The organism is Mycobacterium pseudokansasii (assembly GCF_900566075.1).
Classification (GTDB): Bacteria; Actinomycetota; Actinomycetes; order Mycobacteriales; family Mycobacteriaceae; genus Mycobacterium; species Mycobacterium pseudokansasii.
Genome location: NZ_UPHU01000001.1, coordinates 4,157,794 through 4,181,167, shown reverse-complemented (window position 1 = coordinate 4,181,167; position 23,374 = coordinate 4,157,794). Strand labels below are relative to the sequence as shown.

At 66.2% G+C, this 23,374-nt stretch carries 21 protein-coding genes and 3 pseudogenes; 14 read left to right on the top strand and 10 right to left on the bottom strand.

The features are described from left to right. Positions 1 to 31: 31 nt before the first annotated feature. Positions 32 to 1,264 carry an FAD-dependent oxidoreductase gene (locus EET10_RS18820; protein WP_036399947.1) on the bottom strand — a complete coding sequence of 411 codons (1,233 nt, stop codon included), beginning with the start codon at positions 1,262 to 1,264 and terminating at the stop codon, positions 32 to 34. A 54-nt stretch (positions 1,265 to 1,318) separates the two neighbouring features. Between EET10_RS18820 and EET10_RS18815 the strand changes: the two genes are divergently transcribed. From EET10_RS18815 to EET10_RS18795, 5 genes are all read left to right on the top strand, one after another. Continuing rightward, a complete protein-coding gene (locus EET10_RS18815; RefSeq protein WP_244602014.1) occupies positions 1,319 to 1,522 on the top strand; it encodes a hypothetical protein in 204 nt (67 codons plus the stop codon). Between the two features lie 352 nt (positions 1,523 to 1,874). Next, positions 1,875 to 2,918 carry a sulfate ABC transporter substrate-binding protein gene (locus tag EET10_RS18810; protein ID WP_036399941.1) on the top strand — a complete coding sequence of 348 codons (1,044 nt, stop codon included), beginning with the start codon at positions 1,875 to 1,877 and terminating at the stop codon, positions 2,916 to 2,918. Further along, positions 2,915 to 3,811, top strand: coding sequence for a sulfate ABC transporter permease subunit CysT (gene cysT, locus EET10_RS18805; RefSeq protein WP_063468654.1), 897 nt, complete (start codon positions 2,915 to 2,917; stop codon positions 3,809 to 3,811). The genes EET10_RS18810 and cysT overlap by 4 nt, the downstream gene beginning before the upstream one ends. Then, complete coding sequence (cysW, locus tag EET10_RS18800; RefSeq protein WP_036400631.1) at positions 3,808 to 4,626, top strand: sulfate ABC transporter permease subunit CysW; 819 nt, start codon at positions 3,808 to 3,810, stop codon at positions 4,624 to 4,626. Before cysT ends, cysW begins: the two co-directional genes overlap by 4 nt. Positions 4,627 to 4,653: 27 nt before the next feature. Beyond that, complete coding sequence (locus tag EET10_RS18795; RefSeq protein WP_244602013.1) at positions 4,654 to 5,739, top strand: sulfate/molybdate ABC transporter ATP-binding protein; 1,086 nt, start codon at positions 4,654 to 4,656, stop codon at positions 5,737 to 5,739. Positions 5,740 to 5,758: 19 nt separating this feature from the next. On the opposite strand, the pseudogene EET10_RS18790 reads toward EET10_RS18795, so the two are convergent. Together EET10_RS18790 and EET10_RS18785 are read right to left on the bottom strand one after the other, a co-directional pair. Then, positions 5,759 to 6,919, bottom strand: a pseudogene (locus EET10_RS18790) (NAD(P)/FAD-dependent oxidoreductase); the annotation flags it as partial. Positions 6,920 to 7,479: 560 nt separating this feature from the next. Further along, positions 7,480 to 7,716, bottom strand: coding sequence for a DUF6480 family protein (locus tag EET10_RS18785; protein ID WP_122502398.1), 237 nt, complete (start codon positions 7,714 to 7,716; stop codon positions 7,480 to 7,482). 560 nt (positions 7,717 to 8,276) lie between these two features. Here EET10_RS18785 and EET10_RS18780 point away from each other — a divergent pair. Further along, positions 8,277 to 8,771, top strand: coding sequence for a hypothetical protein (locus tag EET10_RS18780; protein WP_136622977.1), 495 nt, complete (start codon positions 8,277 to 8,279; stop codon positions 8,769 to 8,771). A gap of 222 nt (positions 8,772 to 8,993) precedes the next feature. On the opposite strand, the gene EET10_RS18775 is transcribed toward EET10_RS18780, so the two are convergent. From EET10_RS18775 to EET10_RS32385, 4 genes are all read right to left on the bottom strand, one after another. Next, positions 8,994 to 9,731 (bottom strand): sirohydrochlorin chelatase, encoded by a 738-nt coding sequence (locus EET10_RS18775; RefSeq protein ID WP_246013658.1) that lies wholly within the window; start codon positions 9,729 to 9,731, stop codon positions 8,994 to 8,996. Beyond that, a complete protein-coding gene (locus tag EET10_RS18770; protein ID WP_122502396.1) occupies positions 9,710 to 10,453 on the bottom strand; it encodes a phosphoadenylyl-sulfate reductase in 744 nt (247 codons plus the stop codon). Before EET10_RS18770 ends, EET10_RS18775 begins: the two co-directional genes overlap by 22 nt. After that, a complete protein-coding gene (locus EET10_RS18765; protein ID WP_063468651.1) occupies positions 10,450 to 12,117 on the bottom strand; it encodes a nitrite/sulfite reductase in 1,668 nt (555 codons plus the stop codon). The genes EET10_RS18770 and EET10_RS18765 overlap by 4 nt, the downstream gene beginning before the upstream one ends. A gap of 115 nt (positions 12,118 to 12,232) precedes the next feature. After that, positions 12,233 to 12,286, bottom strand: a complete 54-nt coding sequence (locus EET10_RS32385) for a hypothetical protein (protein ID WP_423793605.1) — start codon at positions 12,284 to 12,286, stop codon at positions 12,233 to 12,235. 519 nt (positions 12,287 to 12,805) lie between these two features. Here EET10_RS32385 and EET10_RS18760 point away from each other — a divergent pair. The 5 genes and pseudogenes from EET10_RS18760 to hemW all read left to right on the top strand — a co-directional run bounded on the left by EET10_RS18760 (position 12,806) and on the right by hemW (position 16,899). Next, the gene (locus EET10_RS18760; RefSeq protein WP_244602011.1) at positions 12,806 to 13,249 is read left to right on the top strand and encodes a hypothetical protein; all 444 of its coding nucleotides are present in this window, start codon (positions 12,806 to 12,808) and stop codon (positions 13,247 to 13,249) included. Further along, complete coding sequence (locus EET10_RS18755; RefSeq protein WP_036399926.1) at positions 13,246 to 13,698, top strand: transglycosylase family protein; 453 nt, start codon at positions 13,246 to 13,248, stop codon at positions 13,696 to 13,698. Before EET10_RS18760 ends, EET10_RS18755 begins: the two co-directional genes overlap by 4 nt. Before the next feature lie 124 nt (positions 13,699 to 13,822). After that, positions 13,823 to 14,341, top strand: a pseudogene (locus EET10_RS32380) (PE family protein); the annotation flags it as partial. Positions 14,342 to 15,217: 876 nt separating this feature from the next. Continuing rightward, a pseudogene (locus tag EET10_RS32375) lies at positions 15,218 to 15,325 on the top strand (hypothetical protein); the annotation flags it as partial. 401 nt (positions 15,326 to 15,726) lie between these two features. Then, positions 15,727 to 16,899: a radical SAM family heme chaperone HemW gene (gene hemW, locus EET10_RS18745; protein WP_063467089.1), complete on the top strand. Its 1,173-nt coding sequence runs from the start codon at positions 15,727 to 15,729 to the stop codon at positions 16,897 to 16,899. Positions 16,900 to 16,906: 7 nt separating this feature from the next. On the opposite strand, the gene EET10_RS18740 is transcribed toward hemW, so the two are convergent. Together EET10_RS18740 and EET10_RS18735 are read right to left on the bottom strand one after the other, a co-directional pair. Further along, positions 16,907 to 18,142: a sodium-dependent bicarbonate transport family permease gene (locus tag EET10_RS18740; RefSeq protein WP_063467090.1), complete on the bottom strand. Its 1,236-nt coding sequence runs from the start codon at positions 18,140 to 18,142 to the stop codon at positions 16,907 to 16,909. Between the two features lie 290 nt (positions 18,143 to 18,432). Continuing rightward, a complete protein-coding gene (locus tag EET10_RS18735) occupies positions 18,433 to 18,642 on the bottom strand; it encodes a hypothetical protein (RefSeq protein ID WP_023365698.1) in 210 nt (69 codons plus the stop codon). 437 nt (positions 18,643 to 19,079) lie between these two features. Here EET10_RS18735 and EET10_RS18730 point away from each other — a divergent pair, with 437 nt between their 5' ends. The 3 genes from EET10_RS18730 to EET10_RS18720 all read left to right on the top strand — a co-directional run bounded on the left by EET10_RS18730 (position 19,080) and on the right by EET10_RS18720 (position 22,419). After that, positions 19,080 to 20,375, top strand: coding sequence for a salicylate synthase (locus EET10_RS18730; protein WP_051490336.1), 1,296 nt, complete (start codon positions 19,080 to 19,082; stop codon positions 20,373 to 20,375). 171 nt (positions 20,376 to 20,546) lie between these two features. Continuing rightward, on the top strand, positions 20,547 to 21,332 hold the full coding sequence (locus tag EET10_RS18725; protein ID WP_036399915.1) for a sigma 54 modulation/S30EA ribosomal C-terminal domain-containing protein: 786 nt from the start codon (positions 20,547 to 20,549) through the stop codon (positions 21,330 to 21,332). Between the two features lie 70 nt (positions 21,333 to 21,402). Beyond that, on the top strand, positions 21,403 to 22,419 hold the full coding sequence (locus EET10_RS18720) for an acyl-ACP desaturase (protein ID WP_036399912.1): 1,017 nt from the start codon (positions 21,403 to 21,405) through the stop codon (positions 22,417 to 22,419). A gap of 15 nt (positions 22,420 to 22,434) precedes the next feature. Here the strand turns inward: EET10_RS18720 and EET10_RS18715 are convergent, their stop codons facing one another. Continuing rightward, the gene (locus EET10_RS18715; RefSeq protein WP_063467092.1) at positions 22,435 to 23,370 is read right to left on the bottom strand and encodes a MerR family transcriptional regulator; all 936 of its coding nucleotides are present in this window, start codon (positions 23,368 to 23,370) and stop codon (positions 22,435 to 22,437) included. Between the last annotated feature and the right edge of the window lie 4 nt (positions 23,371 to 23,374).

The following is a 23,374-nucleotide window of genomic DNA, read 5'->3' as shown; positions in this document are numbered from 1 at the left end:
TTCGGCTGCCCTGTTATCCAGGTGCCGCGATTTAGCCGCCGCGCCGCGCGTAGTCGGGCGCGTGCTCGGGTAGCGGACCGATCGCGACCAGATAGGCGAGCACCCGCCGCAGCGGCCGTGACCTTCCCACCAGCTGGACCGCCCGCGACGGCGCCGGGTCGGCGTCGGTCATTGCGACCGCGACCACGCGGGCATGGATGGCCCGTTGGAGCGCTTGCAGAAACGCGGTTGGTGCCCAGCGGCGCGTCTGTACCCGCGCCAGCCGGCGGGTCGACACCCGCCCGGCGCGCAGCGGTCCGGCCAGGATGCGCGCGGCGGCAACCGCGTCGGCTACTGCCAGATTGATTCCGATGCCCCCGACGGGCGACATCGCGTGTGCGGCGTCGCCGATGCACAGTACTCCGTCGGAATACCAGCGCCGCAGCCGATTCAGTTGCACATCAAGCAGTTTCACGTCGTCGAACGAACTCAATGTGTCGATGCGGTCGGCGAGCCAGGGCACCGTGCGCACCAGCGTGCGGTGCAGAGCCCCAATGCCCTGTGAGCGCATTGTGGTATCGCTTCCCTTCGGGATGATGTGAGCGATCTGGTAGTAGTCACCCCGGTCGATGGTGATCGTGCCGTGCCCGGCGTTGAAGACGCCGGCAAGCCCGCTCGGATCGTCGGCCCGGCGGGGCAACCGAAGCCACCACACGTCCATCGGCGCGCCGAAGGCTCGAGGTCGCAGGCCCAGGGCCGAACGCACTGTTGACCCCCGGCCGTCGCAGGCCACGGTCAGTTCGGCTCGCATGTGCTTGGTTTCGCCGGACGGGTCACGGTATTCGACACCGAGGACCCGTCGGCCGTCGTCGCCGCGTAGCAGCCCGGTCACCTCGGTGCTGCGCAGCAACCGAAAAGTGGGCTCCGCCTGCGCGGCAGTGGCCAGCAACTCCAGCAGATCCCACTGCGGCACCAAAGCGATGTGCTGATGGGGGCCGGGCAGGCGGGTCAGGTCCACCTCGACCGGTCGGCCCTGCAATTCCATCCGGATGGTGTCGATGAGGCGATGTGGGATCCGGGCGAACCGCGATCCCAGCCCCAGTTCGTCGAGCAGCCGCAAGGTGCTGGCATGCACCGTGTCGCCGCGGAAGTCGCGCAGGAAGTCGGCGTGCTTTTCCATCACCGTGACGTCGACGCCGGCGCGGGCCAACAACAAACCGAGCATCATGCCTGCCGGCCCACCGCCGGCGACCAGACACGTGGTTTTGTCCGACTGCTGGAGCACGCCTGATCTTAGGCGGATCGTGGCACATTGGCTTCGACTGCCGTGCCGAATAGGGTGTGTTCAGTGAACGGATTCCTGAATTGGTGGGACGGCGTCGAGCTGTGGCTTTCCGGTCTTCCGTTCGCGCTGCAGGCCTTGGCTGTGATGCCGGTGGTGCTGGGCCTCGCATACATCGCCGCGGCGGTGCTCGATACCCTGCTCGGCAAGGGCATCAAAGTGATGCGGCGAATCCGCCACTCCGACGAAGCACCCGAGTAAGCCGATGCCGCGGTCGCACGTCACGCTGGTCCTGGTCGCGCTTGTGGTGCTGGTGATCGCCATGTGGTTGCTGACGCGGTGAGGGCGGCGTGCTCGCCCTGGGACTGCGGCCGATTCTGTTAGGCTTCCCGGCATGCACGCGGTAGCCGGTCACCCGGGGCGCTCTGATGGCGCGCCCGGCTGTGTGGTTGCGGCTGTGGCGATCTGCGCCGCCGTCGACGTGCACTGTTGTCGCTGACTCCCCCGTGCGCGGTCTGGCGTGGAGTTGGTGAAGTTCTCCGGTTAGTGACCGATCGCCTTTCCGCAGCTACGGGACCGACGCGTACCACTCCCGCACCCCGGAAGGCCACCAATGCCACAGACGCGGAAGACCCCGTGGCGGCATGCCGTTGCCCGCCCGGTGGCGCTCACGCTGGTCGTCGGTGTCCTCGCGGCGTGTCACGGTGGTCCCAGCGACGTCGTCGGCGGCGGCGGGCCCGCCGGCGCGCATTCCAGCATCACCCTGGTCGCTTACTCCGCCCCGGAACCCGGCTGGCGCGCGGTGATCCCGGCGTTCAACGCCTCCGAGGAAGGCAAGGACGTGCAGGTGATCACGTCGTACGGGGCCTCCGGGGACCAGTCCCGCGGTGTCGTCGACGGCAAGCCGGCCGATCTGGTGAACTTCTCGGTCGAACCGGACATCACCCGCTTGGTCAAGGCCGGCAAGGTTTCCAAGGACTGGAATGCCGACGCCACCAAGGGCATTCCCTTTGGTTCGGTGGTGACGCTGGTGGTGCGCGCCGGCAATCCCAAGAACATCAAGGATTGGGACGACCTGTTGCGGCCCGGCGTGGAGGTGATCACGCCCAGCCCGCTGAGTTCGGGTTCGGCCCGGTGGAACTTGCTGGCTCCGTATGCGGTCAAAAGTGAGGGCGGCCGGAACAACCAGGCGGGGATCGACTACGTCAGCACCCTGGTGCGCGAACACGTCAAATTGCGTCCGGGATCGGGACGGGAAGCCACCGATGTCTTTGTCCAGGGCAGCGGCGATGTGCTGATCAGCTACGAGAACGAGGCCATCGCCACCGAACGGCAGGGCAAGGCGGTCCAGCACATCACCCCGTCACAGACGTTCAAGATCGAAAACCCGCTCGCGGTGGTCACCAGCGGTTCCCACCTTGCCGCCGCGACGGCATTCAAGAACTTCCAGTACACCGCGGCGGCACAGAAACTGTGGGCGCAGTCCGGTTTCCGGCCCGTCGATCCCGCGGTGGCCGCCGACTTTCACGAGCAGTTCCCGGTGCCGGTGAAACTGTGGACAATCGCCGACCTGGGCGGCTGGGACATCGTGGATCCGAAGTTGTTCGACAAGGGCACCGGCAGCATCACCATGATCTATATGCAGGCCACCGGATGACCGCGCCGACCCCGCCGGTTTCGGAGCCGGTTTCGGAGCCGGTTTCACCCGTCGTCGGGGTCGCTGCGGCCACCGGCGACAGCGCACCAGATCTCCGCGGCCGGTGCGGCGACACTTCGCTTCGGGTCGGAGTGTCGGTGGTGTGGTTGTCGATCATCGTGCTGCTGCCGTTGGCCGCCATCGCCTGGCAAGCGTCCGGCCGCGGCTGGCAGGCCTTTTGGCTGTCGGTCACGTCGCGCGCCGCGCTGGACTCGCTGCGGGTGACGCTCAGCATTTCCGCGGCGGTCACTGTCGTCAACACGGTGTTCGGCCTGCTGATCGCCTGGGTGCTGGTGCGCGACGATTTCGTCGGCAAACGGCTGGTCGATGCGATCATCGATCTGCCCTTCGCGCTGCCCACCATCGTGGCCAGCCTGGTGATGCTGGCCCTTTACGGCCCCACCAGTCCGGTGGGTCTTCATCTGCAACACACCGCGTGGGGGGTGGGCGTGGCGCTGGCGTTTGTCACCTTGCCGTTCGTGGTGCGCGCAGTTCAGCCGGTGCTGCTGGAAGTCGATCGTGAGGCCGAGGAGGCGGCGGCGTCGCTGGGCGCGTCCGGCCCCAAGATCTTCACCTCCGTGGTGTTGCCTTCGCTGATGCCGGCGTTGCTATCCGGTGCGGGCCTTGCGTTTTCGCGGGCCATCGGTGAATACGGCTCGGTCGTGCTGATCGGTGGCGCGGTGCCGGGCAAGACCGAGGTGTCGTCGCAATGGATCCGCACCTTGATCGAGAACGACGACCGCACCGGCGCAGCCGCGATATCCATTGTGCTGCTGACGATTTCTTTTGTGGTGTTGGTGCTGCTGCGTGTCGCCGGTACGCGTGCGGCCCGGCGGGAGGAGATTGTTGCATGACGCCCTCGCCCGCCGTCCGTTACCTGGTGCGATGCATCGCGCTCGGGTATGTCACCGTGCTGCTGGTGGTTCCGGTGGCGGTGATTCTCTGGCGGACCTTCGAACCCGGCCTCGGCCAGTTCTATGCCTGGATCAGCACGCCGGCGGCGATATCGGCACTGAATCTGTCGCTGCTGGTGGTGGGTATCGTGGTGCCATTGAACGTGCTGTTCGGGATCCCGGCGGCATTAATGCTCGCCCGCAGTCGATTTCGGGGTAAGGGTGTACTACAGGCGATCATCGACCTGCCGTTCGCGGTCTCACCGGTAATCGTGGGTGTGGCGTTGATCCTGCTGTGGGGATCCGCCGGTGCGCTGGGCTTCGTCGAGAAGGACTTGGGGTTGAAGATCATCTTCGGCCTGCCCGGCATTGTCCTCGCCAGCATGTTCGTCACGCTGCCATTCGTGGTGCGCGAAGTCGAACCGGTGTTGCACGAGTTGGGCACCGACCAGGAGCAGGCGGCCGCGACATTGGGTTCCGGTTGGTGGCAGACATTTTGGCGGATCACGCTGCCGTCCATCCGGTGGGGCCTGACCTACGGCATCGTATTGACCGTTGCCCGCACGCTCGGCGAATATGGTGCGGTCCTGATCGTGTCGTCGAACCTTCCGGGCACGTCCCAAACGCTGACGTTGCTGGTCTCGGACCGCTACAACCGTGGCGCCGAGTACGGGGCCTACGCGCTGTCGACCCTGCTGATGGCCGTCGCGGTGGTGGTGTTGATCGTCCAGGTGGCACTGGACGCCCGCCGGGCACGAGCGGCCGGCCAGGCCTGACGAGGAGACGCCGAGATGACCACAGCCATGACTGAGGGCCGCAACGGCTACGCCATCGTCGTGCGCAACGCCGCCAAGCGCTATGGCGACTTCGTTGCCCTGGACCACGTGGACTTCGTGGTTCCCGCCGGTTCGCTGACGGCGTTGCTGGGCCCCAGCGGCTCCGGAAAATCGACGCTGTTGCGCACCATCGCCGGTCTTGACCGACCGGACGCCGGCTCCGTCACGATCAACGGGCGCGACGTGACCGGGGTGCCGCCGCAGCGGCGGGGCATCGGATTCGTCTTTCAGCACTACGCCGCCTTCAAGCACCTGACGGTTCGCGACAACGTCGCCTACGGGTTGAAGATCCGCAAGCGGCCCAGGGCCGAGGTCAGGGAGAAGGTCGACCACCTACTGGAGGTGGTGGGCCTGAGCGGATTTCACGGCCGTTATCCCCATCAGCTTTCCGGCGGTCAGCGTCAGCGGATGGCACTGGCCCGCGCGCTTGCCGTCGACCCGGAGGTGTTGCTGCTCGACGAACCGTTCGGTGCCCTGGACGCCAAGGTCCGTGAGGACCTTCGCAGCTGGCTGCGGCGCCTGCACGACGAGGTGCACGTCACCACGGTGCTGGTCACCCATGACCAGGCCGAGGCCCTGGATGTGGCCGATCGGATCGCCGTGCTCAACGAGGGCCGTATCGAACAGGTCGGATCGCCGACCGACGTCTACGACGCCCCGGCGAACGCGTTCGTCATGTCCTTCCTGGGGGCGGTTTCCATGCTCAACGGCGCCTTGGTCCGCCCGCATGACATCCGAGTCGGCCGGACACCGGAGATGGCCGTTGCCGCCGCCGACGGTACCGCGGAGTCCACCGGTGTCGCCCGTGCCACCGTGAACCGGGTGGTGGTGCTGGGCTTCGAGGTTCGGGTCGAGTTGACCAGTGCGGCAACCGGAGGCGCTTTCACCGCCCAGATCACCCGTGGTGACGCCGAGGCACTGGCCCTACGGGAGGGCGACACCGTCTATGTGCGCGCCACCCGGGTGCCGCCCATTCCCCACGACATCACGGGTCCAGGCGATGACGGAGTCGGCGGGGCCGACACGGATCAGGCCACGCTGACGTCGGTGTGATCCCGGTTACTCCGGCCCACCGACGTTCCCACATCGCCCGCCAGTCTCGTTCCTCGTCGTGCTTGTCGTGGTGCAGTTCACCCGACGGCGGGGTGAGGTGAATCCCGGGATCGGGCAAAGCGAAAAAGTCGCCACTGCCCATGGCGGAGTGGCGTGCACCGGTGTCGATGTAGCAGTACCCGCGACCGGACAGAGTGGCACTGTCGTCGGTCTGGCCCAGGTAGTTCAGCACATTGGTGGCGGCGGCTGCTGCGCCGTTCTTCGCGAAGATCGCCGCTTTCGGCAGGGGCTTACCCCACGGGCAGGTGATCGCCGTGATGTCACCGACCGCCCATATCCCCGAATATGGTGTCTGCATGGTGACGGAGTCGACCGCGATCCACCCCGGTTGACCGAGGGTGATCGCGGGCTGATGCGGCGGAATGAACACCAGCAGATCGAAATCGACGCTCTGGCCATCCTGGAAATGTATTGTCCGGCCGTCTGGATCGATGCGTTCGACGGTCTGTTCGCAATAGACGTCGATGCCTTCGCGATTCAGCAGGCGGACGAGTTCGGGACCGGCGTAAGGACCCGCCGAAGGCATCGGTTGCTGCTCCGGGGTATATATCGCGACCTGAGTCGCGGCGCGGGTTCCTTTCTCACGCAACAAGTCCGCCGCCAAGAGCGCCCCCTCGTAAGGGGCAACCGGGCATCGGTAGGGCTGCGAGGTGATCAGGAACACCAGCTTGCCTCCGGCGAATGCCGACAGCGCGCGGTGTGCGGACGCAGCCGCTGCTGTGGCGTAATAGTGGACGGCCGAGCCGCTGTCGACCGCTTCCGGCAATCCGGGAATCATCTCGATAGCGATGCGTGATCCGGCTGCGAGGACGAGTGCGTCATAACCAATTTCGGAGTTGTCGGCCAATGTGACGGTCTTGGCATCGGGATCCACACCGGTGACCCTGGCGGTGATGGTGGTGATCCCGGACAACGCTTCAGCGGTGGGGCGGATCGGGATGCTGTCCTCGTCGCGCCATCCCCGCATGACCCACGGCAAGGTGAATCCAAGGAAGTGCGAAAAGTCTTCATCGATGATGGTGATGTCCAGATCCGTTACCGGCGTTGCGGATCGGCGGATCTCGTTGATCACGCTGAGTCCGCCGATCCCGGCGCCGACGATGACCAGTTTCTTGCTCACTGTTAATGCCTTTCATTCCCAGAAACAGTGGATAGTGGGTTTGCTCAGGTGGCGTCATTACGCGCTCGCCGACCAGTGGTGTCGATCCGGATGGGCGGATGGCGTGGCTGAGATCCTGCCCAGCCGTTGGTCAGCGGCCGGTGACGCACCGAAGCCCCGTCGAGAGGGTGCGAATCGTTGTTCGGGTGAAGCTCCCTTCCGCGGGTGAACCTCACGATCGAGGTCGGTTTTTCTAGCTGAAAACGTCTGTAGCCCGATACTTTCGGTTGCGTGGCTGTGGATTCGAGCGGCGGCTGGCGGCTCGGCGGCATCCTCGGATCGAGGCGACCGCTCGTAGTCTTCGGAATGTCATATGTAGTTGACTATAGAAATAGTAGAAGCCAGAAAGTGATACTGTCAACCATAGTTGCCTAACTCGGCCAGGCGATTGTTCGGAACTGCCGGTCTAACCACGCGGCCGTCGGCCGGCACTCGCGCGCAGTTCCGCCCATCACGGCGGCTGGCGGTGCTCGGACATGTCCGGAGGTGCTCACCCGGGGTCGGTCGCGGCCCGGTAGCGACTAATGCAAGTGCAGGGCAAGCCCCAGTGCCACCATCACGAACAGCAGCACCAGCAGCGCGACGGCGACGAGGCCGACGACCGCCGCAGGGGTGACTCTTCGCCGGGGCCGGGGTTGGGGCTCCGACAGTCCCGAAGTTTGCGCCGAGTCCGGCGGCGTGAAGCCGGGCATGACAGCTCCGCCGGGTTCGAGGGCCGGGGTTCTCGCTGGATCGGGATCGGGGGGCAGAGCGGTCATGGGTTTGTGGCCTCCCTCGCGGCTCGGGCATGGTAACTGGCAACCAGGTCACGGGTGGGTACCCGGTCGAAGTGATGTCACACGGGCCATGCGGTACCCGGTGAGCCGCGGGTTGGCGGCAAGGGCGGGCGTCATTGGCGCCCTACCGCTCGACTCGTCTGCGGTGGCGTGTGGCATCGACGTCGGCTTGGGCCCGGTTGCTGTAGATGGCAACCCACCGCCAACCGTGGGAAACCTCACACCCTCTGCCGCCACGGCCGAAAGATCCAGCGCCTCATCGGATTGCCCCGCTGCCGACGCCTTCATGAATCTCCGTCATTCCCAAGGTGATCCGGGCCAGAACCACGACGGCCGCGGTGCAACAGGGGAGTTGCAGAACCGATGTATTCGCCGTCGGAATTCGCCGGCGACCGGTTTCCCAGCCACAGCACCGGGCCCCGGGCGATCTAATTAGATGTACTATCGATTGGTCGGATCTGCGGCGTAACGCGTCGCCATGCCGCGTCAACAGATGCCAACGGCAACGCCGCCGGTTGGGTCCGCAACATAAGGAGTGATCGATGAACGGGATAGTGGCTTCGGCTGTCCGCAGCACAGTGACGACCATTGCAGTGGCTGCGGCGCTTGTCGTAATGCCCGTGGCGGGTGCGACGGTTCCGGCGAACGCCATGCCCGGATCGGGTAGCACGTTCGCCTCGCCGGTTCTGCTCGACGATCCCAACCCAGGCGATCCGTCCGACGGGGACGCTCCCACCGGCCCAAATGATCCGCGATGCGTCCAGATGCCGTTGTCCCCGATATGCCACGGTGGCCCGTATTATCAGGGTCCCCCCACCGGCCCCGACGATCCGCAGTGCGCCCGGATGCCCGGCGATGGGGTGTGTGCCGGGGGTCCGTATGCTCCCAAGCCCCTGGAGCCCGTGGCCCCACCGATCGTCGCCGCCCCACCGCCGGAGGCCCCGCGCGTCGACGCGCCACAGCTGCCCGAGGCCCCGCACATCGACGCACCACAGATGCCCGAGATGCACTTCCCGTCGGAACCCGGTCACATTTAGCGGGCAATGTTGCGGGCCGCGATGGCCCAGGGGCGGCCCCGGCACTGACGCAGACCGGCAAGTGCCCCCACTGTCGGCCGGTGGGACACCGAATCCTGTTGAGCGCCAGCGTATTCAGCGTAGCAATCAGACTCCGGCGGGCTGGCGGCTGAACTCGAGCCTCGACCGGCATTGGTCGATTCCAGTCCTACGGCGAGCTGCTGTCTGCAGCGTTGCCCGGCGTCAGGCGGCGATGCGTTCGGCCGCCGCCCGATCGAAGCGATCCAGGACCGTCTCGGCAACCAGACGGTGTGCACCCAAAGGCGCTGTGATCGGAATGCCGGCGCGATCCGCGTAGCTGTGCATCCGGTCGGTCAGCACGCCCGGCGCGAGAAACCACGACGCGATCGCCAGCCGGCGGGCGCCGCGGGCGAGCAACGCGTCGACGGCGACGGGCAGCGAAGCGGGCGCGGTGGCGAAGGCGGTCGTGGCCCCGGCCCATCGGGTGCCGGCGGCCAGCTTCGACGCTACCGCCGCGGTGCGGGCGTTGGCCGACGCGCTCGACGATCCTATTGCCACCACCAGCACACCGAGGGCGTCATCGCGGCGCGAAGTTCCGAGCTCCGCCAGCCGCTGGTGCAACACCGTCACCAACCGGTCGTCCTCGCCGAGCACACCGGCCTGCCGGACCGTGTTGGTGCGCCGTGAGGCAGCCGAGCCGGCGATCTGGCGGGGGATGTCGACGCCGGCGTGGTACGCGTCGGCCAGCAGCAGGGGAGTGACGATGGCGTCGGCGGGACACTCCCGGAGCACCTCGGCCAGGCTTGGCGGATTGTGTTCGCAGAACGCTACCTGTACGTCAAGGCCCCGCCGCAGGCGAGCCAGGCGGTCCGCCACTGCCCGCGCATTGGCCGCCGACCGGGGATCCGCGCTGCCGTGCGCGGTCAGGACGAGTGTCGTCACGATGCGTGCAGCCCGCATTCGGTCTTGGCCAGTCCTTGCCAGCGGCCGCTGCGCGGGTCGGCGCCGTCGATCGGCTTGGCGGTGCATGGGGCACAGCCGATTGACGGATAGCCTTCGTACACAAGGGGATTGACCAGTACGTCGTGTTCGGTGATGTAGTCCTGCAGGTCTTGATCGGTCCATGCAGCCAGCGGATTGACCTTCACCAGTTTGAACGCTTCGTCGAAGCTGATCAGCGGGGCGTTGGCACGCGTCGGTGCCTCGACCCGGCGCAGTCCGGTCACCCAGGCCGAATAGCCCCGAAGGGTCTTGCTCAGCGGGACGACTTTACGCAGCCGGCAGCACTCGCTCGGGTCGCGGGCGAACAGGTCCTTGCCCAGCAATTCGTCTTGTTCGCCGACCGTGTGCTCGGGCCTGACGTTGAGCACCCGGACGTCGTAGACGGACTCGATCGCATCGCGGGTGCCGATGGTCTCCGCGAAGTGGTAGCCGGTGTCCAGGAAAATCACCGGCACGCCCGGCCGCACCTTGGCGGACAGATCGACCAGCACGGCGTCGGCCATATTGGAAGCGACCACATAGTTGCAGGTCGCCCATCCGCGCGGTCCGTTGACGCCGCCGAAGGTTTCATCGGTCCACCGCAGCAGTTCGGTGGCGCTGGCGCCGTCGAGTTCGGCTGCAGCGCGGGCCGCCAACTCCCGCAGCTCCGGTTCGGTCGGTTTGGTTGTGGAGGAGGTCATCGCAGGTCGTCCTCCTCGGCCCGAATCGCCCACTGGGCGAAGCGTTCGCCGTCGGCCCGATGTTTGATGAAGTTGCGCACCACCCGCTCGATGTAGTCGCCCAGCTCGTCGCTGGTGACCTTGTGCTGACGCAGTTTGCGGCCGAAACCACTGTCCAGGCCGAGGCTTCCGCCCAGGTGCACCTGGAAGCCCTCCACCGAGCCGCCATGACCGTCGTCGACCATCTGCCCTTTGAACCCGATGTCGGCGACTTGGATTCGCGCACACGAGTTCGGGCAACCGTTGATGTTGACCGTGACCGGTACGTCAAGCGCTGAGTTGATGTCTTCCAGCCGGCGCTCCAGTTCGGGCGCCAATGACTGTGCACGGACCCGGGTTTCGGCGAAGGACAGTTTACAGAACTCAATTCCGCTGCACGCCATCAGATTACGGCGCCAGCGCGACGGACTGGACTGCAGACCCAGCGCCTCCAGGCCGGCGACCGTGGCGTCGAGCAAGGCGTCGGGTATGTCGAGGATGACCAGCTTCTGATACGGCGTGAACCGGATCCGGTCCGACCCGGCTCGCTCGGCCAGCTCCGCCACCGCCGACAATATGGTGCCGGATACCCGTCCGGCGATGGGCGCGACTCCGACGGCGTTGCGGCCGTTCTTGAGCCGTTGCACCCCGACGTGGTCGATCGGATGCTTGATCGGCTCGGGGGCCGGACCGTCGATGAGGGGACGCTTGAGGTATTCGCTTTCGAGCACCTGCCGGAATTTCTCGATACCCCAGTCCTTGATCAGGAACTTGAGTCGCGCCTTGGAGCGCAGCCTTCGGTAGCCGTAGTCACGGAACACCGACGTCACCGCCGCCCACACTTCGGGCACCTCTTCCAGGGGTACCCAGGCACCGACCCGCTGGGCCAGCATCGGGTTGGTGGACAGCCCGCCGCCGACCCAAAGGTCCAGTCCCGGCCCGTGTTCGGGATGGTTGACGCCGACGAACGCGACATCGTTGATTTCGTGCGCGACGTCCTGCAGGCCCGAGATGGCGGTCTTGTACTTGCGCGGTAAGTCGGCGAAGTCGGGCTTGCCGATGTAGCGGCGCACGATTTCATCGATCGCCCAGGTCGGGTCGAGCACCTCGTCCAGTGATTCACCAGCCAGCGGAGAACCCAGGATGACCCGGGGGCAGTCGCCGCATGCCTCGGCCGTCTGTAGCCCCACCGCGTCCAGCCGCCGCCAGATTTCGGGGACGTTTTCCACGTCAATCCAGTGGTATTGGAGGTTCTCCCGATCGGAGATGTCGGCGGTGTCCCGGGCGAATTCGATCGAAATCTGGCCGAGCGTGCGCAGCGCCGCCGCCGAGATCGCGCCGCCGTCGCAGCGAACCCGCATCATGAAGTACTTGGCCTCGAGCTTCTCGATGTTCTCGTCGCCGGTCCAGGAGCCGTCGTAGCCCTGTTCACGTTGGGTGTACAGGCCCCACCACCGGAACCGGCCGCGCAGGTCGTCCTTGTCGATACTGTCGAATCCGCCTTGGGCGTAGCTGTTTTCGATACGTTGCCGGACGTCGAGCGGGTTGCCGGCCTTCTTCATCTCCTCATTGGCGTTGAGCGGCTCGTGATTGCCCAGCGCCCATTGGCCCTCATTGCGGGGCTTGGCGGGACGGGTTGTGGTCATTGGGCCGTTCTCCTTCGCGAACAGTGCCGACCTTGGCGCGCGGAAACCACCGATGCTTACGGGGAGGCGCAGATCCGGTGGCCAGCTGAAGTGCAGGTGGGCTGGGTCTACGACATCAAGACCGACAGCAACAGCTGCAGACGCGCTTGAGGTCGATGTGCCGACGCATTACCAGCGCAAGACGCGGGGTCGAATGGGCGACGGTCACGCCGACATTCTGCCATGGCCCATAGCCGGCCGCGCGACCAGGTCCGATTTGTTCTCACCGTGAGCAAAACACAGGTTCAATCCCGGCCGATCGGGGGAGGCGCGTGGTTGCTGGTGCCCTCGTCGCGAGGTCGACCCGGTGATCGCCACCAAAACGTTATTTGGCTGCGATAGAAACTATTGCACTAAGAAAATATTGTCGCCTTCGTTTCCGGATTAGGGGCTCCTAGCTCCTGACCCACCGATGATCCGTCGTAGCTAGCAGCGTGACAGGGGAAGCCTTAGGTGAACAATGTGGTCTAGCAAGTGGTCTGGGTCCAAATATGGTGCCCGTCGGGCCGATACGTTCGCCGGCCAGGGTTCAGCGGCAACGCCGGGTGCCCACGACGGCGTATCGGCGGTGAGAGCCAGCCGGTATGGCGATGCGGCCGGTGCCGCAGGTTCGGCCAGGCCCAACCATCGTTGGCTTGACGTGGTTGCGGTGGCCGTCGTTGCGGCGTTGGGTGGGCTGGTTTTCGGCGGTTGGGTGCTGTTTCAGCAGCACCAGAAGGATGACGCTGCCATGGAGGCGCTCGGCGCGGCCCAGAACTACGTCCTCAAGCTGACCAACCTTGATTCGGAAACAGTCGACGCCCGTTTCGCCGACATCATGGACGGCTCGACCGGTGAATTCAACGACTCATACCGCAAATCCAGTCAGCAGTTCCGCCAGGAGCTGGTTGAACGCCAGGTTCATACGCGCGGCTCGGTGGTGGCGGCCGCAGTGAAGTCGGCTACGCCGGACAAGGTTGTCGTCTTGATGTTCGTCGACGAGTCGATAAGTAACCGAGACAGTTCGCGGTCTCAACTGGACCACGTCCGCATCAAGATGACGATGGTGAAGCTCAACGGTCGTTGGATGGCAAGAAAGGTACAGCTGTTATGAGTTTCGGGACACCGGCGACGTGCGCGGGCCGCAGCGCAGGCGCGGTTGCACGGAGGGTCACCGCCGTGGCGGCCGCCGCGGGTGCCGTGTGGATCTTGGGGCCCGCCGTGTCGCCGGGCAGCTCGCATGCCGATAGCGTCAATTGGGAAGCCATCGCGCAATGTGAGTCCGGCGGCAATTGGGCGGCCGACACCGGCAACGGTTTTTACGGTGGTTTGCAGATCAGCCAGCCGACGTGGGAGGGCAACGGGGGAGCCGGCTTGCCGTCGGCCACCAGCCCCGACGGGCAGATCGAAGTGGGCGAGAGAATCATGACGACTCAGGGGCCGGGCGCATGGCCACGATGCAGCTCATGTAGCCGTGGTGATGGGCCGGTAGGTTCCCTGACGCACATCCTGACGGCGCTGATGGCGTCAAGCGGCGGTTGTCCGGGTAACACCGACGACTGAGCGGTGTTCGTGGGGCGGTTTCCAAATTGGCCGAACCCCTGCGTCGGGTTGCTCGCGCAGTCAATAATCGCTCGTACCGGACGCTCAGCGGCGGACAGCGATGGTGCCGTCGGGTGGCTAACTCGTGACGAGCCCTCGGGAGGTATGGGTGTCGTTTGTCACGACGTTGCCCGAGATTGTGGACGCGGCGGCAACAGATTTCGCAAGGATCGGTTCGGCGCTCGATGCGGCGGCCCAGACCGCGGCCGCCCCCACCACGTCGGTGTTGAGCGCCGGTTCCGATGAGGTGTCGGCGGGCATTGCAGCCGTGTTCGCAGCACATGGGCGGGCATATCAGGCGCTTGCTGCCCAAGCGTCGGCATTTCATGACCAGATTGTCCAGAATCTCGCCGCGAGTGCGGGCTCCTATGCCAGCGCCGAGGCCGCCAATGCCGCACAGGGCTTGCTGAATGCGATCAACGCACCCGCCTTGGCGGTGCTGGGGCGCCCGTTGATCGGCAACGGCGCCGACGGAGCCCCCGGGACCGGGGCAAATGGCGGGCCCGGCGGCGTCTTGATCGGAAATGGCGGTGCGGGTGGCTCTGGCGGAACCGGCCAAAACGGCGGTAATGGCGGGCCCGCCGGGTTATTCGGCAACGGTGGCGCGGGCGGTAACGGTGGACTGGGTGTGACCACAAACGGTGGCAAGGGCGGGTCCGGCGGTGCCGGCGGGTTGTTTGGCTCCGGGGGCGCGGGCGGAAACGGCGGGCTCTCAATAATTTTCGACGGCGGCGCGGGCGGCGCGGGCGGTACTGCGGGACTTTTCGGCGGCGGCGGTGCCGGCGGCTCCGGCGGATTCTCCGGACAGGCCAACGGCGGCGGCGGCGGTGCTGGCGGCTCCGGAGGATTTCTGGGTGCCGGTGGTGTCGGCGGGGCAGGTGGTTTCGGAGGACTCAGTGGTGGGCAGGGCGGGGGCGGCGGTAACGCCGGGTTGCTCGGCGGGCTCGGCGGGCCCGGCGGCGATGGTGGCACAGGTCAAACCGTCAACGGTGGTGATGGTGGAGCCGGCGGGTCCCGCGGGCTGGTCGGCATCGGTGGCGACGGCGGTGTGGGCGGAGCCGGCGTGGGCAAAGCCGGGATCGGCGGCGCGGGCGGCAGTGCCGGCGTCCTGGGCGGGGTTGGTGGAGCCGGCGGAGCCGGCGGATTTGGAGATGGTGGCGGCAACGGCGGTGCCGGCGGGATGGGCGGGGCCGGGGGCCTGGTCGGCATCGGCGGCCACGGCGGAGTCGGCGGATTAGCGAGCGGCCCAACCGCCGGCGCGGGTGGAGCTGGCGGAGCCGGAGGCATCCTGGTCGGTGCCGGGGGCGCAGGTGGCGCGGGTGGAGGTGGCGGAGTCAACAACCCCCTCGGCTCCGGCGGCGGTGGCGGAGCCGGCGGCAAGGCTGGGCTATTCGGTATCGGTGGGATCGGCGGAATCGGCGGTCAGGGCTCACTCGACGGCGGCGCCGGCGGGTCGGGCGGAAACGGTGGCGCAGTAGGGGGCTTTGGCGGCGCCGGCGGCGCCGGCGGATTCGGCAACGCCGGTGGCGCCGGCGGGGCCGGTGGAGCCGGTGGACTGTTCGGCAATGGGGGCGCCGGCGGAGCCGGCGGGATTTCGCTGGCCAGCACGCCGACCTCCGGCGCAGCGGGTGGAGCCGGCGGCAATGGCGGCACACTCATCGGCTCCGGCGGAGCCGGCGGACAGGGTGGATTCACCTCGGTGGGCACCGGCGGCATCGGCGGTTTCGGCGGTAAGGCCGGGTTGATCGGCAACGGCGGCGCCGGTGGTGCCGGTGGTCAGGGCGCACCGGGCGCGACTGGGGGCGACGGCGGCCGCGGTGGCGACGCCGTCGTGATCGGCAACGGCGGCAACGGTGGTAACGGCGGCCTGGGCCCACCCAACGGTAACGGGGGCCTGGGCGGCACTGGCGGGTCGTTGCTGGGCCAGCCCGGTCTGACGGGCACCGGGTAGGCGGCGCGGCACACCGGCACGCCGTGCGAAGATTTGGCATGACTCTTCGCGAGCGACCGGTGGAGCTACCTGGGATGCTGCGCAGTCCCGGACAGCCGTTCGGGTTGTACGTGCATGTCCCCTTCTGCGTGACCCGCTGCGGATATTGCGACTTCAACACCTACACCCCGGCCGAGCTGGGCGGCGTCAATCCCGACGCCTGGCTGCTGGCACTGCGCACCGAACTCGAGTTGGCGGCAGCACGGCTCGACGCACCCACGCTGAACACGGTATTCGTGGGCGGCGGGACACCGTCGCTGCTGGGCGGTGAGCGACTGGCGACGTTGCTTCGCATGGTCCGCGACTGTTTTTCGCTGGAGCCCGATGCCGAGATCACGACCGAGGCCAATCCCGAGTCCACCTGGCCGGAGTTCTTCGACGCGATCCGGGCCGCCGGATATACGCGGGTATCGCTGGGCATGCAATCGGTAGCGCCGCGGGTGCTGGCCACCCTGGACCGCGTCCACTCGCCCGGGCGGGCCGCGGCCGCCGCGCGCGAGGCGATGGATGCAGGCTTCGAACACGTCAACCTCGACCTGATCTACGGCACCCCCGGAGAGTCCGACGACGATCTGCTGCGTTCGGTGGACGCCGCGATCCACGCCGGTGTCGACCACGTGTCGGCCTACGCCCTGGTCGTCGAGGAGGGAACGGCGCTGGCCCGGCGCGTCCGGCGCGGTGAGCTCACAGTCCCGGACGACGACGTGCTCGCCCGCCGCTACGGGTTGGCCGACGTGGCGCTGAGCGCGGCCGGCCTGTCGTGGTACGAGGTGTCCAACTGGGCCCGGCCGGGCGGCGAGTGCCGGCACAACCTCGGGTACTGGGGCGGCGGTCAATGGTGGGGCGCCGGACCCGGTGCGCACGGTTACGTCGGCGCGACCCGATGGTGGAATGTCAAACATCCCAACGCATACGCGGAGCTGCTGGCGGGTGCGACGCTGCCGGTGGCGGGCTTCGAGCAGCTCGGCGCGGACACGCGCCACACCGAAGACGTGCTGCTGAAAATCCGGTTGCGTCAGGGATTGCCGATGAGTCGGCTCGATTCCGCCGAACGCGAGCGTGCCGAAGGGGTGCTGGCCGACGGGTTGCTGGCAACCGAGGGTGATCGGTTGGTCCTGACGGACCGGGGGCGATTGCTGGCCGACGCCGTGGTGCGCACGCTGCTGGGGTGATCCGCGGTCACGCGGTGGTATGGAACCACTGCCCGACCATGCGGGCGACCTCGATATAGAGCGGGATCCCGATCGTGACGTTGTAGGAGAACGTCAAACCCAGTGATGCGGCTAGCGGCAACGTCGGACTAGCCTCGGGGATCGCGAGTCGCTGCACCGCCGGAACGGCGATGTAGGACGCCGCACCGCACAGTACCGCGAACAACACGTAGGTGCCCGGCTTGAAGTCGCTATTGGTCAGGTAGGCGTAGCTGTGGGCGACCAGGATTCCCAGCGTCGCGAAGAGGTTCGGCGCCAACAGGCCGAAGAAGATGAACCCCCGACCCGCCGTCCTCAGGTCCTTGAGCTTGCGGGATGCCGTCATGCCCATCTCGAGCAGGAAAAGCGCCAGTACGCCCTGGAAGGCCGTGACGAAGAAGGTGTCGTCGTCGTGGACGACTTTCTCTCCTTGCAGTCCGCTGATGAGTCCGATGACGATGCCGCCCAGCAGCAGGCACAGACCAGGGTTGAGGAAGACTTCTTGCAGCAGCTCACGCGAGAACAGGGATGCCTTGCGGCTGCCATCCCCGGCGTCCTCCCAATCCGGGTGCTCCTGCCTTTCCAGCGAGAGCTCCAACTCCTGCTCGATTCCGCGGTCGTTGGTGGCCTCGAGGGTTTCCCCGCGGGCCGGCCGCGCCGCGGTTCCCGGCCCGAGTGAGAATTTGGCCGGGGGGGTATAACCCGGCTCGTCGGGCATGTACCCGGCCTCGTCCATTCCCCGGTGCCGCAGGCGTGCCACCAGGTAGAGCGCCACCAGGCAGCCGGGAATCTCCATGACAGCCAACATCACCGGCATGTAGGCGTTGAAGGCGATGCCGACGCTGGTAAGCACCGCGACGCAGGTGGCGAAGGTCCCCGCGGAATCCGACCCGTAGTAGCCGGCGACGGTCGCTCGGTCGACTCGCCGCATCGAACTCAGGCGGCTTAGCAGCAGATAAGCCAGACCGCCGATGAGAAAGTTCAGCACAAAGCCGACGACCATGAATCCGACGATCGTGCCGACGCTGGACGCTTTGATCTTGGCGAGTTCTTCACCGCCATGCCAGCCGATGGCCAGCAGCAGGTACATTGTGAGGCCCTGGTAGATCACGTAGGGGAACTCGAACCGTACCTTGAGGATCGGGATCAAGAACCCGAAGTAGAAAAACAGCAGCAGTGGTTTGAAAAGGTTGTGGGTGAAATTCTGCCAGAACTCGTGCAGCATTGGCGCCTCCCATGCTTCGTGCCGCGATCCAGGAAGCAACCACCTTCAGCGGAGCGACCGGGAACACCCCAAGACAACGCTGAGAATTTAGCGAGGCTGCGGCCGGACCGCTACTCGCAACGCGCGCAAAATACCTGGGTTCGCGGTATTTTCAGGCACCCGGCCACCCCCGGTACTGCCGTGTGGCAGTCCGCGGTGCCAATTGTGCTGGCAGTGCGCTGTCAGCGCGCTAACGGCGTGAGTTCAATGTGAATCAGCTGCCAATCTGCTGTGAAATCCGGCTCGGGTCGTCAGCGCGCGGAAGAAATCAGTGACGGCCGGACGCCGATGTCCCGCTTGCGGTGGGTCACCGTCCGCCACGCAATGGGCGAGTAGTGCGTCGTGGTCTCCTCGAAGCCGTCGACCTTGCATACCGTAAGCACGCCGGTGTCCTGGTTGATCGAGAGCTCCTCGCTTTCACCATGGACTTCTTCGCCGTCCGCGAGATGGATCACGAACATGTGCTGGTCCCTCCTCGTGCTTGCCTGCGGGTGGGCATACGACTGTCGCCGGCGGACACACGGCCGGTTAGGCAGTGATGCTAGGAGAGTCGCGCGCACAGCAATCTGTCGTTATGTGGCCGACAAGTAAACGATTGGTAAACGTTTGGTGTTTTCTGTGTCGGGCGTGAGCGTTGGCGAGCCGCCGGGAACGACCGCCACGTGGCGGCAGCCTGCGGAGGAAGACGGAAGCCTGGCCCGGCCGGGTGGCGTCACTCCGGCCCGATGATGCCATAAGGGAGGTCCCCACAGCGATTGACTCACGGTGAGCCCTGGTACGGATGGCATCTCCGCGGCAAGGTAGCGAAAGGCATTTAGTAGGTTAGGCTACATTTACCAATGCTGTGGAGGGGAGCATCGCGATCAGTACTGCCAGTACCGCTGAAGTGTCGATTCCGATGCCGGCCCACCTTGAGCCGGCTGATCTTGCGGCCGAGTTGGCCGCCGCCCTCTGCGGGACGCCCGGCGAGCAGTACCTGCTCTACGAATACGACGGGCACTGGGTCCTGGCCTTGGGCGTGCAGGCGATGGTGGAGCTGGACAGCGATGAGCTGCGCGTGATCCACAACGGCACCAGCCGCCGGCAAGCCTGGTCGGGGCGGCCGGCGCCGGTACTGGGCGAAGCCATCGACCGGCTGCTGTTGCAGACCGACCAAGTCTTCGGCTGGATCGCCTTCGAATTCGGTATCTACCGATACGGGCTGGCGCAGCGGCTGGCGCCCCGCACGCCGTTGGCCCGGGTATTTTGTCCCGGTAGCCGAATCGTGATGACCAGGACCGAGATTTGCTTCATCGGGGCCGTGGCGCACCACCGCCAGGCGGTGCACCGGTTGCTGCGCGACGGGATAGGCGGCGCGCCGCGGTCCCGCGCCGTCGACTTGGCCGCCGACCCGTCCGGCTACCGCGACCGGGTGGCCACGGCCCGCCGCGAGATCTTGGCCGGCCGGTATCGCAAGGTGATCCTATCCCGTTGTGTCGACGTGCCTTTCGAGCTTGACTTCCCGTCGACCTATCGACTGGCGCGTCGGCACAACACTCCGGTGCGATCGTTCATGTTGCAGCTTGGCGGAATTCGGGCGCTTGGCTTTAGCCCCGAACTTGTCATGTCCGTTCAGCCCGACGGCGCCGTGGTCACCGAGCCACTGGCCGGAACCCGTGCGCTGGGCCGGGGCATCGCAGACGACCTGCAGGCTCGCCGCGACCTGGAGTCCAACGCCAAAGAGATTGTTGAGCACGCTATTTCGGTGCGCACGTCATTTCGGGAGATTGCCCAGATCGCGAAACCGGGAACCGCGGCCGTAACCGATTTCATGACGGTGCGCGAGCGCGGGAGTGTGCAACACCTCGGCTCAACGATCAGTGCGCGCCTAGACCCAGCGAGCGATCGGATGGATGCTCTGGAAGCACTTTTTCCTGCCGTGACGGCGTCAGGAATTCCCAAAGCAGCCGGGGTCGAAGCCATCTTGCGTCTCGACGAAGGTCCGCGGGGATTGTATTCGGGTTCGGTCGTCATGTTCTCCGCAGACGGCGGCCTCGATGCCGCGCTGACGTTGCGGGCGGCCTACGAACGGGACGGGCGCACGTGGCTGCAAGCCGGCGCCGGGATCATCGAGGCCTCGCAACCCGAGCGGGAATTCGAAGAGACCTGCGAGAAGCTTTCTGCGTTGGCGCCGTACCTGGTTGAACGTCGGTAGCCGGCGCCGGAGTCCGGTTCGACCGGACGGATCCACCTGCGCGGTGATCAGCAGCACATCTTCACAGGGACTTTCGGCCCTAGCGGACCGTGAGGCGGCCGGGGACGCTTCGAATCAAGCGATCAGTTCGACTGCTGTTCGGGCCGAAGAAGAAAGCGGGGTCGCTGCGGCGTGTACGCGCTCAAGCCGTGGTCGGTGCGAGAATTCCCCTATGTCACAGTGCTTTCCGGCCCACGGGTGTCGGCTTCGCAAGGCGAGTACGTGGCGCGTTCGGTGGGGCGGGTGCTGGCCCATCACGAGATCACCGGAGGTGCTCGGGTTCGCCTGAAAACCGGAGCCTGTGGCCGCGGGCCAATGGTCATGCAGGTGAACCTGCGGGGCCTGCGGGTGGGCGAACTTCCGGCGCGGGTGCTCGCGGTCACGAGTGGCGTCGACGACCTGACACCGGCGTTGCTGCGGCTGGATCGCCATATCGTGCGGATGTACGAGCAGTGGCGACCTCGTCCCTGGCCCGATCCGACCCGTCGGCTGATGACCATAGCCGGCGAGGCCGTCGTGGTGCGGCGCAAATCGGTCGTGCTGCAGCGCACGACGCCGCTGGAGGCAGTGGCGGTGATGGATGCCATGGACTACGACGCGCACTTGTTCACCGACGTCGAGACGGGCGAGGACGCGGTGGTGTACCGGGCCGGCCCGTCGGGACTGCGACTGGCTCGGCAGCGGCATGTGTATCCGCCGGGATGGGCATGGTCGTCGAGTGCGTCCGGACCGGCGGTACCGCTGATCGTGAACTCCCGGCAGACGGCGTGTCTCACCGAAGACGCAGCAGTGCACCGTGCCCGTGAGCACCGGCTTCACCTGCTGTTTTTCACCGACCCGGCAACCGGACGCGGCAATCTGCTCTACCCGCGCTACGACGGCAACCTCGGATTGATCACTCCGCTCCCGCGTGTCTGACTTGCATGTAACCGAGGTTCACAGATATATTCACTGTTACTGCACGGCACACATAGCTGGGAGACGTCTTATGCCGAAGGAAATGACCAACCTACAGCTACTCCATGAGCTTGAGCCTGAGGTGGAGAAGCTGCTCAACCGCCACCTGTCGATGTTCAAGGAGTGGAACCCGCACGACTACATTCCGTGGTCGGACGGCAAGAATTTCTATGCCCTCGACGGGCAGGCATGGGAGCCTGGACAGAGCCAGCTCACCGATGTGGCCCAGGTGGCGATGGTGCAGAATCTGTTGACGGAGGACAACTTACCGTCGTACCACCGCGAGATCGCGATGAACTTCAGCATGGATGGTCCGTGGGGGCAGTGGGTCAACCGATGGACCGCCGAAGAGAACCGGCACAGCACCGCGCTGCGCGACTACCTGGTGGTAACCCGGGCTGTCGACCCGGTCGAGCTGGAGAAGCTGCGTATGGAGCAAATGACTCGGGGCTTCAGCCCGGGCCAGAACCACCAGGGTGATATGTTTGCTGAGAGTGTGTTCGACTCGGTGATGTATGTCTCGTTCCAAGAATTGGCGACCCGCGTCTCCCACCGCAACACCGGTAAGGCCAGCAACGACCCGATCGCAGAGCAGTTGATGGCCCGGGTGTCGCACGACGAGAACCTGCACATGATCTTCTACCGGGACGTCAGCGCGGCCGGACTCGACATTGCGCCCAACCAGGCGATCAAGTCGGTGCACCGGATTCTGCGGAACTTCAAGATGCCCGGCTTCACGGTGCCGGAGTTCCGCCGCAAGGCCGTGATCATCGCCGTCGGCGGCGTCTATGACCCGCGGATCCACCTTGACGAGGTGGTCATGCCGGTGTTGCGGAAGTGGCAGATTTTCGAGCGCGAAGACTTCACCGGCGAGGGAGCGTGGATGCGCGACGACCTCGCCGTGCTGATCAAGGAACTCGAGGAGGCTTGCGAGAAGTTCGAGGACTCCAAGCAGCGTTACCTTGAGCGCGAGGCTCGCAGGGCCGAGAAGATCACCGCCGATCGCGTGCTCAAGACCGAAGGGACGTTGACGCTGAGCAGGCGGTGAGCGCACGTCGGCTGCTCACCGCGTCTGCTGCCGCCCCGGCGCCGCCTCGATGTCCGATGACCGGTCGAGGTAGTCCGATAGAACGCGGCTGACCAGCGATTCGATGGTCGATTCGATCGAGGACGCCAATGTGGCGGTGACGGTCGCGACGGCCTGGGCGCGGAAGCGGACCAGCATGGTGATCAGCTCCGCGAACTCGGCGTCCCCGGGCAGAGCCTCGCCCGGCTTGATCCGGTCCACGACGTGTTCGGCACCGGCGCGTACCAGCAACCCGCTGATCTCGTCCACCTTGGGCACGATCTGCTCGTGCAGGTCGATCAGCTTGTCCATGCTGACGCCGTAGCCGCGCATCTCGTTGAACGCCTCGATGAGCTTGGGCCGGGTGACGGTGGCCTGGGTATCGGCGACCCGGATCACCTGCAGTGCGACCAACCGCTGGAACGCGCCGACGTCGCCGACCAGGCGCCGGGCTTCGGCCAGCGGCATCGTCTGTGGTTTCTCGGTGGTCCAGGTGCCGACGATGGCGGTCTCCAGACCGAGCACGTCACCGAGGTTCCGGCCCTCCTCCCATGCGCTGAGCATCTCCCGAACGTGCGCGATGGTGTACCCGCGCTCGAGCATCGAAGTGATCAGCCGCAGCCGGGTCAGATGAGTGTCGTTGAACAGCGCGATACGCCCGACGCGCAATGGCGGAGGCAGCAGGCCGCGGTCGCGGTAGACCCGGATGTTGCGGGTGGTAGTGCCGGCCAGGCGCGCCAGGTCGTCTATCCGGTACTCACCCGACGCGGTGCCACCGCTGGGCTGCCGGACGGCTGCGTCGAACAGCTGTGCCACCGCGGCCTCAATGAACTCACGGGAGTGGCGCCGGACCCGATCGGGCGCACGCCGCAGGTTGTGCAGCACGCTGGCGATGGTGCCGGGCTCTGGTCTCGACTGTCGGTCGGTTGCCATGTCA